This window comes from Mesorhizobium sp. M2C.T.Ca.TU.002.02.1.1, assembly GCF_003997225.1.
In genome coordinates this window covers 1-15,165 of record NZ_RZTO01000044.1, presented here as the reverse complement: position 1 = coordinate 15,165, position 15,165 = coordinate 1, and the positions used below count along the sequence as shown (strand labels likewise).

The 15,165-nt window shown below is 66.1% G+C and carries 13 protein-coding genes; 8 read left to right on the top strand and 5 right to left on the bottom strand.

Translation table 11 applies throughout. The annotated features are described in order from the left end of the window. Positions 1-158: 158 nt before the first annotated feature. Both EOD07_RS04200 and EOD07_RS04195 read right to left on the bottom strand, forming a co-directional pair. The gene (locus EOD07_RS04200; RefSeq protein ID WP_127234089.1) at positions 159-2,552 is read right to left on the bottom strand and encodes a thiamine pyrophosphate-dependent enzyme; all 2,394 of its coding nucleotides are present in this window, start codon (positions 2,550-2,552) and stop codon (positions 159-161) included. A gap of 212 nt (positions 2,553-2,764) precedes the next feature. Beyond that, positions 2,765-3,985 carry a mandelate racemase/muconate lactonizing enzyme family protein gene (locus EOD07_RS04195; RefSeq protein ID WP_127234088.1) on the bottom strand — a complete coding sequence of 407 codons (1,221 nt, stop codon included), beginning with the start codon at positions 3,983-3,985 and terminating at the stop codon, positions 2,765-2,767. Positions 3,986-4,102: 117 nt separating this feature from the next. Between EOD07_RS04195 and EOD07_RS04190 the strand changes: the two genes are divergently transcribed. Genes EOD07_RS04190 through EOD07_RS04175 form a run of 4 tightly spaced genes read left to right on the top strand, consistent with a single transcriptional unit; the run spans position 4,103 to position 7,919 of the window. Then, positions 4,103-4,897 carry an SDR family oxidoreductase gene (locus EOD07_RS04190; RefSeq protein ID WP_127234087.1) on the top strand — a complete coding sequence of 265 codons (795 nt, stop codon included), beginning with the start codon at positions 4,103-4,105 and terminating at the stop codon, positions 4,895-4,897. Between the two features lie 6 nt (positions 4,898-4,903). Then, positions 4,904-5,752 (top strand): transketolase, encoded by an 849-nt coding sequence (locus EOD07_RS04185; RefSeq protein WP_127234086.1) that lies wholly within the window; start codon positions 4,904-4,906, stop codon positions 5,750-5,752. Further along, the gene (locus tag EOD07_RS04180) at positions 5,749-6,741 is read left to right on the top strand and encodes a transketolase C-terminal domain-containing protein (protein ID WP_127234085.1); all 993 of its coding nucleotides are present in this window, start codon (positions 5,749-5,751) and stop codon (positions 6,739-6,741) included. The genes EOD07_RS04185 and EOD07_RS04180 overlap by 4 nt, the downstream gene beginning before the upstream one ends. Next, positions 6,738-7,919, top strand: coding sequence for a mandelate racemase/muconate lactonizing enzyme family protein (locus EOD07_RS04175; RefSeq protein ID WP_127234084.1), 1,182 nt, complete (start codon positions 6,738-6,740; stop codon positions 7,917-7,919). The genes EOD07_RS04180 and EOD07_RS04175 overlap by 4 nt, the downstream gene beginning before the upstream one ends. Positions 7,920-8,143: 224 nt before the next feature. On the opposite strand, the gene EOD07_RS04170 is transcribed toward EOD07_RS04175, so the two are convergent. Beyond that, positions 8,144-9,184, bottom strand: a complete 1,041-nt coding sequence (locus EOD07_RS04170) for a substrate-binding domain-containing protein (RefSeq protein ID WP_127234083.1) — start codon at positions 9,182-9,184, stop codon at positions 8,144-8,146. A gap of 249 nt (positions 9,185-9,433) precedes the next feature. On the opposite strand from EOD07_RS04170, the gene EOD07_RS04165 reads away from it, so the two are divergent. The 4 genes from EOD07_RS04165 to EOD07_RS04150 all read left to right on the top strand — a co-directional run bounded on the left by EOD07_RS04165 (position 9,434) and on the right by EOD07_RS04150 (position 13,883). Next, positions 9,434-10,444: an ABC transporter permease gene (locus EOD07_RS04165; RefSeq protein ID WP_127234082.1), complete on the top strand. Its 1,011-nt coding sequence runs from the start codon at positions 9,434-9,436 to the stop codon at positions 10,442-10,444. A 93-nt stretch (positions 10,445-10,537) separates the two neighbouring features. After that, on the top strand, positions 10,538-11,512 hold the full coding sequence (locus EOD07_RS04160; RefSeq protein WP_127234081.1) for a substrate-binding domain-containing protein: 975 nt from the start codon (positions 10,538-10,540) through the stop codon (positions 11,510-11,512). Between the two features lie 56 nt (positions 11,513-11,568). Continuing rightward, on the top strand, positions 11,569-13,125 hold the full coding sequence (locus EOD07_RS04155) for a sugar ABC transporter ATP-binding protein (protein WP_245469835.1): 1,557 nt from the start codon (positions 11,569-11,571) through the stop codon (positions 13,123-13,125). Further along, positions 13,122-13,883: an SDR family NAD(P)-dependent oxidoreductase gene (locus EOD07_RS04150; protein ID WP_127234079.1), complete on the top strand. Its 762-nt coding sequence runs from the start codon at positions 13,122-13,124 to the stop codon at positions 13,881-13,883. Before EOD07_RS04155 ends, EOD07_RS04150 begins: the two co-directional genes overlap by 4 nt. Here the strand turns inward: EOD07_RS04150 and EOD07_RS04145 are convergent. Together EOD07_RS04145 and EOD07_RS04140 are read right to left on the bottom strand one after the other, a co-directional pair. Further along, positions 13,880-14,788 (bottom strand): aldose 1-epimerase, encoded by a 909-nt coding sequence (locus EOD07_RS04145; protein WP_127234078.1) that lies wholly within the window; start codon positions 14,786-14,788, stop codon positions 13,880-13,882. The two genes, EOD07_RS04150 and EOD07_RS04145, sit on opposite strands and share 4 nt — an antisense overlap. Continuing rightward, the coding region (locus EOD07_RS04140; protein ID WP_127234077.1) for an SDR family oxidoreductase at positions 14,772-15,165 on the bottom strand (394 nt) is incomplete at its 5' end. The genes EOD07_RS04140 and EOD07_RS04145, both read right to left, overlap by 17 nt.

Here is a 15,165-nt window from a genome sequence, read left to right as displayed (position 1 = left end):
CCGCCGGATCGAGCGCGGCGGCCTTGTCGTTGGTCGAGCGTGCCAGGATGAACTCGATGTCAGGATAGTGCTCGCGTTCGAGCTCGGCCTCGTCGGCGGCTTGCCAATTGGCGCACAGGATCTTCATGCTTGCCCTTCGGATTCTTGGGTACAGGTGATTATTTCTTGATGCCGCCGATGCGCCCGCCCATCGGCACGACGGCGCCGACCGGCTGATCGATGGCGCTGAGCGTTCCGCTGACCGGCGCCTCAATCTCGACCACGGCCTTGTCGGTCTCGATCTCGGCGATCAGTTCGCCTTCCTTGACCGTGTCGCCGACCGCCTTCAGCCATTTGACGACCGTGCCCTCGCTGACGGTGAGATCGCCGAAAGGCATCGTCACCGGCTCGTCGTCGCTGGCGGGTACGGAAGCAGCTTGTGGAGCGGGCTGCGACTTGACTGGAACAGCTGCTGGCTTTGCCGGCGCAGCGCTTTTCAGGCCGACCGTGTACCAGTGATCCGGCACCGGTGGCGTGCCGGCGATCACATCGCGAGCGCCCTCGGCGATGCGTGCCGCGTCGACCAGCATGGCTCGCTCCAGCACCGGCGCGAACGGATGGGACGTCGGTGCCGTATGCAGTCTTCCGGGCGGAGCGTCGAGCTCGTCGAAGGCGAGCTCGTTGATCGCCTGGGCGATCTCGCCGCCAAGGCCGCACATGGCCCACGCCTCGTCGACGATGAGCAGGCGATGGGTCTTCCTGACGCTGGCGACGATCGTGTCGATATCGAGCGGCATGATGGTGCGCGGGTCGATCACCTCGGCCTCGATGCCTTCGGCCGCCAATGCCTCCGCCGCCTCCAAAGCGCGCTGCACCATCTGCCCGGCCGCGACGATGGTGATGTCTTTCCCTGCCCGCGCGATCCGCGCGACGCCGAACGGCACATAGTGCTCGCCCGCCGGCACCTCGCCCTTGGAAGCGAACAGCGCTTTCGGTTCGAGCATAATGACGGGATCGCCGGCTCTCAGCGCCGTCTTCATCAGCCCCTTGGCGTCAGCCGGATTCGACGGCACGCAGACGATCAAGCCGGGCATATGGGCGAAGACCGGATGATAGATGCCGCTGTGATGCGGGCCGGAACTGCGCAGCGCGCCGGCGCCGACGCGCACCACCATCGGCGCGCTCATCACGCCGCTGGTCATGTAGCGCAGCTTGGCCGCCTGCAGGAAGATCTGCCCGGCGGTCTCGAAGGCGAAATCGGCGAACATCAGGTCCGAGACGGTGCGCGCGCCCGTGGCCGAAGCGCCGACGGCGGCGGCGGTGAACCCCTGTTCGGAGATCGGCGTGTCGACCATGCGATCAGGGCCGAACTCCTGCCAAAGGTTCTTGGTGTGGGCGAAGCTGCCGCCGCGTTCGCCGGTGCCTTCGCCGAAATAGAGGATCGCCGGATTGGCGCGCATCTCCTCGGCGATGCCGTCGCGCACCGCCTCCAGCCAGCCTTGCGTCCGCGTCTCTCCGACGGCGCGCGGCTGCAGGGCGGCCGGCGGATTGATCGGATCGGCGAAGACATGCAGGCGCACCGTTGCCGGATCGGGCTCGGGCGAAGTGCGGGCGAAGGCGAGCGCCTCCTCCACCACTTTCTCGATCCGCGCCTCTATTGCCGCGAGCGCCTCGGCGTCGGCAACGCCATAGTCCTCGATCAGCCGCTTGCGGAACATGTCGATCGGATCGCGTTTGATCCAGGCGTCGAGTTCTTCCTGCGTCCTATACGTGCCGATGACCGGGTCGCCCTCATGGTGGCCGACAGTGCGATAGGTCTTGGCCTCTATCAGAGTCGGGCCCTTGCCGGCCCGCGCGCGTTCGGTCGCTTCCTTCATGGCCAGCCAGACGGCGAAGACGTCGTTGCCGTCGACAGCGACGCCGGGCATGCCGTAGGACGCGGCCTTGGTGGCGATCTCGGGGTTGAGCGTGATCGACTTGAGCGGAGTGGCGGTGGCGTAGAGATTGTTCTCGCAAATGAAGACCGCCGGCGCGCGCTGCACGGCGGCAAAGTTGAGCGCCTCGTGGAAGCCGCCATGATTGGCGGCGCCGTCGCCGAAGAAAGCGACGCCGATATCGTCGCGGCCCTGCCGGCGGGCGCTCATGCCGATGCCGACGGCATGGCCGATGCCGGCGGCGACGATGCCGTTGGTGCCGAACAGGCCGACCGAACGGTCGTAGAGATGCATGGTGCCGCCGCGGCCGCCGCAAATGCCGTCGGCCTTGCCGAACAGCTCGGCCATGACGCGCCCGGGATTGGCGCCCTTGGCCAGCGCATGGCCGTGGCCGCGATGGGTCGATGTCACCCAATCGGTCGGCCGCAAATGCACGCAGACCCCGACGCCGGTCGCTTCCTCGCCGATATAGAGATGCAGGAAGCCAGGTGTCTCGCCCTTGCGGCAAGCGATCTGGGCAACGCTTTCGAAGCGGCGCAGCAACACCATGCGTTCGAACAGGTCGAGCAGGATTTTTCGGTCGGGCAGATTTGGCGCACCCTTGAAATCCTCGCGTGCGCGCGCCGCAGAAATTGCCACCAAAACCTCCCATCGATCCGTCTGGCGCCGGACAGAAACGCACCGGCGGCGAGCTCGTGGCTGCCCGCTTCGGGTGCATCATAGATTATAATAGCATAATGTCTATAGGTTGTGCGCGAAGCCGCGAGGCGCAAGAGCGCTCACCGTTTCACCGGGGCCGGCAAAACGCTCTATCGCCTTGTTTTGACAAAGGTCCTGGCGAAAACCGTGCTCTAGATCTTGGTGATCCGCACCGTGGCGTCGGGCCGCTGGAACAGCTCCGGCCGAAGGCTGAGGCCGAGCCCCGGCCCGTCGAGCGGCGCGACATGGCCGTCGCTGACCGGCGGAATGTCGGCGACGATCTCGGTGTACCAGCCGGTGAAATAGGCGCGCACGGCTTCCTGGTAGTTGACGTTCGGCAAGGTGGCCGAAAGCGCGCAACTGGCGGCATAGACGATCGGCCCCGTGCAGTCGTGCAGCGTCACCGGCAATTCGCTGGCCTCGGCCATGTTGGCGATCTTGCGTGCTTCGGAAAGGCCGCCGCACCAGGCAAGGTCGATCATGATCACGCTGGCCGCGCGCTTGTCGATCAACTGCTTGAACATCTGCCGCGTGGCCAGCCGCTCGCTGGCCGCGATCGGGATCGATGTGTGGCGCGCCAACTCGGCCATCGCGTCGAGCTCGTTGTAGCGGATCGGCTCCTCCAGCCAGGCGACGTCGTAGGCCTTCAGCGCCTCGGCGATGCGCAGCGCCGGCGGCAGGCTCCACAGGCCATGCAGCTCGACCATGATCTCCATGTCGCGACCGACGGCGTCGCGGATCTTCTGGAACGGCTCCAGCGCCTTGTCGAGGTCGGCAAGCGAGATGCGGGCGCCGTTCGATGCCTCGGCGGCGATGTCGAACGGCCATATCTTCATGGCGCCGATGCCTTCGGATTTCAGGCTCCTGGCGAGATCGCCGGCATTGTAGCGCCATGCCAGCAGGTCCTCATACGGGCCTTCGTTGGAATCGCCCGATTTGAGCGACCAATCCTCGCCGCGCTCGAACAGCGCGTTCTTCTTGCTGGCGCGCACATGCTTGTAGCCGGCGCAGGTGTTGTAGATCGGCACGGTTCTGTGCGTGCGGCCGCCCAGCAGCCGCCAGACCGGCTCGCCAAGCGCCTGGCCATAGATATCCCACAGCGCGATGTTGACCGCGGAATTGCCGCGCACCTCCGCGCCGGAATCGCGCGCGCCGACATAGACGCTGCCCAGCGTGCGGTCGTGCAGCTCGATATCGCGCGGGTCCTTGCCGATGAGGTAGGCCGCGACGTTGTCGTGGATGTAGGAGGCGACCGGCCCCGGCGCCCAGAAGGTTTCGCCGGTGCCGATGATGCCGGCATCGGTGTGGACGCGAAGCCAGAACAGGAATGGGAATTCCGCCAGTTGCAGCGTTTCAAGCGCGACGATCTTCAATTTTCCCTCCCGGCTCCACCGGAGCGCATAGCCCGCGAACAGTAGCACAAGCCCGTTGACACCTATCTATGGATACCGGTATCCATCGCGTCAAGATGACCTTGGGAGGAGGTTGGCTTGCCTGCTGAGATACCAGACACCACGCCGCGCAGGGCGCTTGTCACCGGGGCCGCTGGAGGGCTTGGCCGCGAGGTGGCGCTGCAACTGGCCGGGCGCGGCTGCGCCGTCGCAATTACCGACATCAATGGCGAAGGCCTGACCGAGACGGCCAGGCAGATCGGCCAAGCCGGCGCGGAAGCCGAGATCATCGTCAGTGACTTCACGCTCGAGGGCGCTCCGGAAGCGGCGGTCGAGAAAGTGGTCGCGCGTTGGCGCGGCATCGACATCCTCGTCAACAATGCCGGCTATGGCGTGATCGAGCCCTTCCTCGACGCAACCTTCAAGGCCTGGACGCGCACGCTGGCGCTCAACGTCACGGCGCTTGCCATGGCCTGCAAGGCGGCCGGCCGGGTGATGCGCAAGCAGCGCTCGGGACGCATCGTCAACATCACCTCGCCCGGCTCGCGCATGGCGCTGCCCGACTACACCGCCTACACGGCGAGCAAGGCCGGCGTCGATTCCATCACCCGCGCGGCGGCGGTCGCGCTTGCGCCTTACGGCGTGCTGGTCAACAGCCTGGCGCCGGGCATGATGGACACCGAGATGCAGCGTTCGACCGAGCTCGATCTTGCCCGCGCCAATGGCCGCAGCGATCTGCAGGCTTTCCTCGACGAACGCACGCGCCGCATTCCGCTCGGCCGCCGCGCCGAGATTTCCGAGGTGGCGGAAGCCGTCGTCTGGCTCTGCCTCGACGCGCCGCGATACATGACCGCCGAGCGGCTCAACATGTCGGGCGGGTTGGACAAGGACTAGGCATCGATGCTGCGAAACTCCCCTCCCGGCAGCGCCGACGTCGCCGCGCTGGAACGCAAGGCGACGCTGCTTCGCCGCCATATGCTGACCATGGCGCGCGGCCAGGGCCAGGGCTATATCGGCCAGGGCCTCGGCATCGCCGACATGCTGGCGGCGCTCTATTTCCACGAGCTGCGTTACGATCCGCACAATCTGGCATGGCCGGATCGCGACCGTTTCCTGTTGTCGACCGGGCACTACTCGATCGCGCTTTGGGCCGCCCTCGCCGAGGCCGGCATCATCCCGGTCGAGGAACTTGTCACCTATGGCGCCGATGACAGCCGGCTGGAGATGTCGACGCTCGACACCACGCCGGGCGTCGAGGTCATCGGCGGCTCGCTCGGACATGGCCTCGGGCAAGGCATCGGCCAGGCGCTGGGACTTCGCCTCGATCGCTCGGACGCGCGCGTCTTCGTCGAGCTTTCCGATGGCGAGATGCAGGAGGGCTCAACCTGGGAAGCGGCGATGTCGGCCAGCCATTTCGAGCTGGACGGGCTCGTCGCGCTGATCGACTGCAACGGCATCCAGGCCGACGGACCCGTGGTGCTCAACATGGAGCCGGTGGCCGACAAATGGCGCGCCTTCGGCTGGGAAACGGCGGAGATCGACGGCAACGACATGAAAGCCATCGTCGATGCGCTGGCCGGCGCGCGCCAGCGCAATGGCAAGCCGAAGGCGATCGTGCTGCGCACCCTGCCCGGCAAAGGCGTGCCGCGCATCGAGACCAGCGAGAAATCGCACTTCTTCCGCATCGACGTGGCGCAATGGGACGGCATCATCGCAGAATTCGACAAACGCATGGGAACGCACCTATGAGCGGCGGCGTGCAAGCCGGACGGACCCTGGCCATGGGCCAGGACGAGGCTGTCGGCGGCGGCCGGCAAAGCGTGGACGCACCCTTCGGGCGGGCCCTGGCCAGACTTGGGCAGAGCCGCAACGACATCGTCGGGCTGACCGCCGACCTTGGCAAATACACCGACATATTGCCGTTCCGGGACGCCTTTCCCGACCGCTTCTTCAATGTCGGCATGGCCGAACAGAATCTGGTCGCGGTCGCCGCCGGGCTTGCCCGCGCCGGCAAGGTGCCGTTCGCCACCACCTATGGCGTGTTCGCGACGCGTCGCGCCTATGACTTCGTCGCCATCGCGCTTGCCCACTCCAACCTCAACGTGAAGATCGTCGCTGGCCTGCCGGGATTGACGACAGGCTATGGCGGCACGCATCAGGCGATCGAGGATCTGGCGCTGATGCGCATGATCCCCGGCCTGACCGTCATCGATCCCTGCGACGCGACCGAGATCGAGGCGGCGACTGCCGCGATCGCCGAGCATCAGGGCCCCGTCTATATGCGGCTGCTGCGCGGCAGCGTCCCCGTCGTGCTCGAGCCTGGCTACACATTCGAGATCGGCAAGGCGCGGCGGCTTCGCGAAGGCTCCGATGTCGGCATCATCTCGACCGGGTTCATGACCGAGCGGGCACTGGACGCGGCGGAGGCCTTGCAGAAACAGGGCATTTCCACCGGCGTCCTGCATGTGCCGACGATCAAGCCGTTCGACGCCGGCGCCGTGGCCGAGTTCGCCTCCGGCGTCCGCCGGATCGTCACGGCGGAAAACCATGTCATGGTCGGCGGCCTGGCCAGCCTTGTCGTCGAAAGCCTGTTCGAGGCGGGCATCGCGAAGAAAGTGACGCGCATCGGCCTGCCCCGCCGCTATATCGAATGCGGCGCGGTGCCCACCCTGCAGGCGAAGTACGGCCTCACCACCGAAGCCGTCGTCGCAACGATTAGCGGGTTGGAGTCTGCATGAAGATCACCGACATCGAGACCTTTGCCGTCGGCGCCGGCTGGAAGAACTGGCTTTTCGTCAAGGTCCATACCGACAAGGGCATCCATGGCGTCGGCGAAGGCACGCTGAACGGTTTCATCAAGACCACCGAAGCCGGCGTGCACGAGCTCAAGCATCTCGCGATCGGCCAGGACCCGCGCCGCATCAACGCCTTGGCCAAGCGCATGCTGGACAGTGTTTCGCTCGACGGCGGCCACATTCACCGCACGGTGATCGCGGCTATCGAGGTCGCCTGCTGGGATATTCTGGGCAAGAGCCTGGGCGTGCCGATCCACCAGCTTCTCGGCGGGCAGGTACGCGACACGGTGCTTGGCTATGCCAATGGCTGGTATCGCACGGAACGCACGCCGGAAGCCTTTCTCGAAGCCGCAAAGGCGGTGCTGGCCAAGGGCTTCAAGGCGTTCAAGCTAGACCCGTTCGGCACCGCGCAAGGTTTCATCTCTCGCGAGGAACTGGAGCTTTCCTACGCAATCTGCCGCGAACTGCGCGATGGACTGCCCAGCGACACGCTGATCCTGATCGACGTGCATGCGCGCTTCACCGAGATCGCAGCGCTTCAGGCGGCGCGGAAATTCGCCGATCTCGACATCTACTGGTGGGAGGAGCCGACCTCGCGCGATCGCCAGGAGACGGTGCATGAGGTGGCGCACCGCTCGCCCATCCCGGTGGCGACCGGCGAAATGTACGACACGGTCGGCCAGTTCTACGCGCTGGCCGCCGGCGGCGGCGTCAACATCTTCCAGCCCGAGCCGATGTCGCTTGGCGGCATCGCGCCATCGATGCAGGTCGCCAATCTTGCGCTTGCTCACGGCAGCCATATCGCGCCGCATCAAAGCGGCGGACCGGTGGCGACGGCGGTGTGCCTGCAACTGGCGGCGGCGGTGCCGAATTTCCTGATCCAGGAGCATTTTGACGCGTTCAACGATCCATGGACCCGCGAGCTGGTGACCTGGCATCCGACCGTCAACCCGGACAACGGTCATCTGTCGCTGCCGCAAGTGCCGGGGCTCGGCATCGATCTCAACCTCGATGCGGTCAAGGATCATCCTTACGATCCCAACGCCTATCTCAACGTTCATGCCGAAGGCTGGGAGAAGCGCCTTGGCCGCCGCGAAGAAGCGGAGAAAGCCGGCCTCTAAACTGGCAGGGCGTTCCGCGAGTTCGTCATCCTAGGGCGAAGCAAGGAGCGAAGCGACGCAGCGCAGACCCGAGGATCCATTCCGTTAGCTGTAAGCGTCACGGCCGTGCAGAACGACCCTCTGTTCTGCGCCGTCTTTACCCTTCGCGCGAAGCCATGGAATGGATCCTCGGGTCTTCGCGACGCCGCTTCGCTCCTTGCTTCGCCCTAGGATGACGAAAAACGTTAGGCGCTTTCGCGGTCGATGATCTCGAAGCCGAGGCTGGTGACGGCCGGCACCTCGCCATTGCCGCCCAGTCTCGCCAGCAATTGCCGCACGGCGCGCCGGCCCATGTCGTAGCGGTTGACCTTCACCGTGGTCAGCCGCGGATAGAGCTGCGCGGCGAGGTCCATGTCGCCATAGCCGGCGATGGCGATCCTGCCGGGCACCGCCCAGCCCCGCCGGTGGCATTCCTGCACGGCGCCGACGGCCAGCGTGTCGCTGGAGAAGAAGATGGCGTCGATGTCCTTGTGCCGCGATGTCAGCGTGATCAGCGCCTCGGCGCCGCCCTGCGCGGTGATCGGCACCTCGACTTCCATGCCGTCGTGGTTCCTGATGCCGAGCTTGGTCAGCGCCGCGTGGTAGCCGGTGCGGCGCTGCCGCAGGCGGTCATTGCCGTGGATCGGCGTCGAGACGAAACCGATCCGCCTGTAGCCCTTGGCGGCCAGATGCATGGTCATGGCGTAGGCGGTCTCGAAATTGGAGATGCCGACCACCATGTCGATCGGATCGCGGCCCTTGACCTCGGAGATCTCGACCACCGGCGCGCCGCTGCCCTTCAACAAGCCACGCGCCGTTTCGCTTTGCACGAAGCTCTGAAGGATCATGCCGGCCGGGCGCCAGCCGAGCAGCGTGCGTATCGCTTTCTCCTCGGCTTCCGGCGTGAATTCACCCTGCACCAAGAGCATCGAATAGCCGCCCTCATGGCATTCGTCGGACATGCCTTGCACCTGCTCGGCAATACCCGAATTGATCAGCGGCGGCACCACCGTCCCGATCATACGGCCGTTGCCGCGCATGCTCGACGCAAGCTGGTTGGGCACGAAGCCGATCTGCTCTATCGCCTCCAGCACCCTGGCGCGCGTCTCCGCCGAGACCCTGCCGGGATTGGACAGGGAACGCGACACCGTGATCGGCGCGACACCGATGCGCCTAGCGATCTCGCGAACCCCAAGCCGCTGCGAGGGTGTGTTCCCGTCGGGATCGTCCCCTGCCCCATCAGCCATCGCCAAGCTCCACAAAGCATGATGCGCGAAGGGAAAAACCAGCTCCGGATCGCACGACCAACGCCATTCATAGCGGCTGCGACAGGCGCTTTCCAGCGACGTGCCCGGCATCGCGCATCCTCTGAAATTTCGCCGTTGACAAGTTATAATATTATAATCTTAATGGCGCAGAGGAGCACGCCGGGATCGGCGTGGGCGAGATGGTGCCGGTTGCGGGAGCCGGCGACGTGCGCCGCCAGGGAGGTCAGGATGGAAAGCGCGGCTGACGTGAGCTCGCCGCCCCGGGATGGGCAATCTTTCCGGCGGCGGCTGATCGGCTTCATCGCCATCGGCGAAGTCGGCGTGCTGGCGGCGATGGCTCTGCTGATCGTCTTCTTCTGGCTGCTCGAACCGGCTTTCCTGTCGGAGCGCAACATCCGCGCCATTCTCAACGTCGTGTCGTTCGTCGGCATCATCGCCATCGGCCAGACCATCCTGCTGGTGGCCGGCGAATTCGACCTGTCCGTCGGCTCGGTGGCCGGCCTGTCCGCGGTGGTCGCCGCCAAGCTGATGACGGCGGCCGCGCTGCCGGTGACCGTGGCCATCCTAGGCGGGATCGGCGTCGGCGCGGCGATCGGGCTGCTCAACGGCGTGATCGTCGTCAGGCTCGGCATCCCCGCCTTCATCCAGACGCTCGGCATGCTGTTCATCGGCCAGGGCCTGATCCAGGTGGTGACGGGCGGCTATCCGGTCTATCCGCTGCCAGAGACGATCAACGCGATCGGCAGCGCCGACCTCGCCTTCGGCCTCGGCTGGAGCTTTGCCTTCTTCATCGTCGCGGCGATCCTCGCCGATTTCGTCCTGCGGCGCACCGTGCTCGGACGCAATATCTACGCCACCGGCGGCAACCAGGAAGTGGCGCGTCTGGTCGGCATCAACACGAATGCCTGCAAGATCGGCGCCTTCATCGTCGTCGGCGCGCTGTCAGCGATTGCCGGCATGTTCGTCATGGCCGATCTCGGCAGCGGCGGCACCTCGATAGGCAGCGGCTGGGAACTGACGGTCATTGCCGGGGTCGTGGTCGGCGGCGTCAGCCTGTTCGGCGGCGCCGGCACGGTCGCGGGCGGCATTGTCGGCATCCTGATGCTGAAGGTGGTGCAGAGCGGCCTCGTCGTCATCGGCGTCAACTCCAACTGGCAGCAGATCGCGGTGGGCGTGATCATGGTCATGGCCGTCGGGCTCGACATTGTGCGCCGCCGCTACTTCATCGCCGGCGCTTAGCGGGGGCCACGAGGAACTCACTCAAACGGCAACATTTCCAAAACAACAGATCTTACGCCGGCAAGAACGCCGGTGAAGCAAGGGAGGTAGGACATGAAGATCGATCTGAGAAAGGGACTGATCCGTACGGCATTCGCGGCCGTGGCCGCCGCCGCGTCGCTGGGCTCGGCGGGCCTCGCCCAAGCCGCCGACATCCACCTGCTCTGGGTGCAGGCGATGAAGGACCACCCTGTCCATCGGCTCATGCAGGCGGGCTTCCTCAACAAGTGCAAGGAGCTCGGCTACACCTGCGAGGTGGTCGGCGATCCGAGCGCGACGAACTGGGACATTCCGGCGACTCTGCCGCTCGCCGAAGCCGCCCTGGCGCGCACCAAATACGATGCGATCGGCGTCTATGGTCCCGATCCGGCGATCTACTCCTACATCTCGAAGCTCGCCAAGGAGGGATTCCCGATCGTCACCTGGCATGTGCTGCCGCCGGAAGGCACGGTCCAGGGGCTGAAGGCCGCGACGGGCGAGGACATTGCCGGCGCCGGCCAGAACGCCGCCGTCGCCATCGGCGACAAGCTCGGCGGCAAGGGCACCGTGGCCCTGACGCAAGGCGCGTCCAACGATACCGAGAACGCCATGTCGGCCGCTTTCCGCAAGACCATCGCCGAGAAATATCCCAACATCAAGGTGCTCGACACCCAGATGGAGGGCTTCGAGCCCTCGGCGGCCGAGGCCAAGGCAGTGGCGATCCTGCAAGGCAATCCGGACGTGACGGCGGCCTTCGGCACCACCGGCAACAGCATCCAGACCTGGTCGGGCGCGGCCCGCAAGGCTGGACGCGATGTCGTCATCGTCGGCATGGACTATATCAGGCAGAATCTCGACCTGGTGAAATCGGGCGCCGCCTACGGCATCGTCGCGCAGCCGCTCTATGAAGAGAGCGCCAAGGTGGCCGAACTGCTCGGCGATCTCGCCCAGGGCAAGACCGTGCCCTACAGCAACCCGCTGCCGGCCAAGGTCATCACCGCCGCCGACCTCGACCCCTATTACAAGATGCTGGACAGCGCCGGCCAGTAACGCCCATCGCCGGGTCCGCGGCTTGCCCGGACCTGGCATCCGCCGAGAGGATCGCCGTGCCCGCCCAAGAACCGCTGTTGTCGGCCATCGCAATCGCCAAGAGTTTCGGCGGTGTGCAGGCGCTGCGCGGCGTCGATTTCGACGTCGTCCCGGGCGAGATCCACGCTTTGCTCGGCCAGAACGGCGCCGGCAAGTCGACGCTCGTCAAGATACTCAATGGCGTGCATCCGGCCGGCTCCTACACCGGCGCCATCAAGCTCGACGGCAAGCCGGTCAGCTTTGCCTCGCCCGCCGACGCGCGGTCGAACGGTGTCGGCTATGTGCCACAGGAGATCGAAGTGCTCGAGCAGCTTTCGGTCGCCGAGAATGTCTTTGCCGGACGCACCGGGCTGGGCGACGGGATGCTGGTCAACCAGCGGAGGCTGGAACAGCGGGCGGGCGAGATTTTTGCCGATCTTGGCATCGGCATCGATCCCAGGGCCTATGTCGCATCGCTGACCTCGGCGCAGCGCCATCTGGTGATGATCGCCCGCGCCATCGTCATGAAGCCGCGCGTGCTGATGCTGGACGAGCCGACCGCCTCGCTCTCCGGCACGGAGGTCGACGCGCTGTTCAGTGTGCTCGGCCGCCTCAAGGCGCAGGGCGTCGCGATGATCTACATCACCCATCGCCTGCCGGAAGTGCTCGCCATCTGCGACCGCGCCACGGTGCTGCGCGACGGACAGGTGACGGTGCGTATCGCGAGGGAGGATTTCAACGCCGAGACCTTCATCTTCTCGATGTCGGGTCAACGATTGCAACGGCTGTTCCCAGAGCACGCGGCTCCCATCGGCGCAGCGGCCGCGCTGGAGGTTCGCAACCTCACCGTCGCCGGCCATAGCGGCGCCGTGCATGGCGCGAAGGACATCAACCTGTCGGTGGCCGCCGGCGAGATCGTCGGGCTTGCCGGCCTGCTCGGCTCCGGCCGCAGCGAGATCCTGCACGGCATCTACGGCCGCGTCCCGGCCGAGGGCGAAATCCGCGTCGCCGGCGGTCCCGTGGCGATCGGATCGCCGAGCGACGCCCGTGCCGCCGGCATTGCGCTTCTGACCGAGGACCGCAAGCGCGACGGCCTGCTGTTCAATCTGCCGGTCGGCGCCAACATCACCATCGGCAATCTTGCGCCCTTGTCGCGGCGCGGCGTGGTGCGCGGCGGGCTTGAACGCAGCTCCATCCTGGCCGCCATGCGCGCGCTCAATGTCAAGGCATCGTCGCCACTGGCCTCCGTCACCCACCTGTCGGGCGGCAACCAGCAGAAACTTCTGTTCGCCCGCGTGCTGATGCGGGCGCCGAAAGTGCTGCTGCTCGACGAGCCGACCAAGGGTGTCGACGCAGCCACGCGGCACGAGATCTACCGCCTTGTGGTCGAATTGGCCGAGAAGGGCGTAGCCTTGCTCATCGTCGCCTCCGAGCTCGAAGAGCTGATCGGTCTTTGCGACCGTTGCCTCGTCGTTGCCGACGGCCGCATCGTCGACGAATTCGGCCGCGGCGAAGGCGGCGAGGATCGCGTGCTGCGTTCCGTTGCCGCGGCGCAAACCGAACGCCACGCAAAAGCTTCACAGGTTTCAGCATGATGTTTGCCGGCAAACGCGTTCTGATCACCGGCGCAGCCACCGGCATCGGCCGGGCGACGGCCGAATATCTCGTCGCTCAGGGCGCGGCCGTATTCGGCATCGGGCTGGACGCTGAGGAGGGCAAGGCACTCGCTGGCCGTTACGCCGGCGCCAAATTGATCTTTCGCGAGACGGATCTCACCCGCGAAATCGAGGTGCGAGCGGCCGTGGCGGAGGCGACGGAACGATTCGGCGGGCTAGACGCAGTCGTCAACTGCGCCGGCATCTATCCGACCGGCAAGCGGCTCGAAGAGCTTTCCGACGAAGACTGGGACAGGACCATCGCCGTCAACCTGACCGCCATTTTCCGCATCTGCCGCGCGACCTTGCCGCTGCTGCGCGCGGCTGGCGGCGGCTCGATCGTCAACATCGCCTCGGTGCATGCCGATGCTACGGTTCCCGGCGTGCCTGCCTATGCGGCGACGAAAGCCGCGGTCGTCGGATTGTCGCGACAGATGGCGCTCGACTATGCGGTCGACCGCATCCGCGTCAACGCCGTGCTGGTCGGCTCCGTCGCCACGAGGATGACGCTGGACGGGCTGGAAGCGGCCGGCGGCGCGGAAGCGCTGGGCCTCTCATTCGAACCCAACAGGATCGCGCGCATCGCCAATCCTTCCGAGATCGCCAGCGCCATCGGTTTCCTGGTCTCGGACGCCTCGTCCTTCGTCACCGGCAGTGCCATGCAGGTGGATGGCGGGCTCCTGGCCCGATTGCTCTAAGCTGCTTCGGGTGTAACCGAGAACGGCATGAGCGATACGGTCCCCGCCGCGCTTTCGCCGGGCGCAAGCACGATCACGCCTTCGTCCGGATCGTTCCATTGGCCACGGTTGAAGGCGCCCGAGGCATTCGTCTGCGGTTCCAGGCAGAAATAAGGCTTGGTCGGATCGGCATAGAGCATCAGATGCTTGAAGACGGGATCGGCGACGATCCGCAATCCGGCGCCGCGCGACGGAAAGCGGATGATCGCTTCGCCGGTCCAGCCGCCATAGTCATTGTTGCGCCAACCGCCCGGCAGCGACCGGCCCTTCGCGAAATCCAGTTCGGGCGGCAGCGTGATCGGATCGCCCGAAACGCCCTCGGGCTCTTCGAGATGGAAGCGCCGGGCGCTGAATTGCAGCGTCACGTCCGGATCGCGATCGAACCAGGGATGCAGGCCAAAGCCGAACGGCATGGCAACCGGCCCTGTGTTGGTCAGCGTCACGGTCACGTTGAGCCCCTCTTCCGCAACGGCGAAGGCCTGCTCGGCGCGATAGGAATAGGGCTCCGCACCGGCGGCGACCTCGAGCGTCAGCGCGGCCGCGACGGAACTGGCCCTTGTGACGGTCCATGGCTTCTTCCAGCCACTGCCGTGGACGTTGAACCTCTCAGGCGGATTGTTCGGCAGAACCCGCCAGCGCCTCGTCTCGAAGTGGAATTCGTTCCCGGCGACTCGGTTGGCGTAGGGCACCATCGGGAACATGGCGACGCCCAGCACATTGCCCGCATCGCGGTCGTCATCCGAAAGCCGGCGCATGAGGTCGATACCGCGCCAGCGCATCGCGCTGACGCTGCCGCCGATTGCCGGCGCCAGCCCGACTTCCAGCGCCCCTGCCTCGAGCGTCCGCGCCTCAGAAATTGCGCCCATAGCCCGCCGCCCAGCCGCCGTCGACGCCCAGCATCTGTCCGGTGGTGTAGCTGTTCAACGGATCGCAGAAGAACAGCACCGCGGCGACCGCCTCCTCGACGCTGCCAGCGCGGCCGACCGGCGTGTGGCTGAGCATCGCCTTGTCGCCCGAAACGATGGCGCCGTCCCCGACGGCGCCGAGGCCGACCGCATTGACCAGGATTTTCGGCCCGAATTCCATGGCAAGCGAGCGCATCGCCGCAAGGATCGACGCGTTCTCCATGGAAAAGCGCGGATGGCGGCGCATCGGCATGCCGGCGACCGCCGAGATCAGGAAGACGATGCGGCCGCCGCGCTCGGCCATCTCCACGGCGGCCCTGCGCGCGTCGGCATACAGC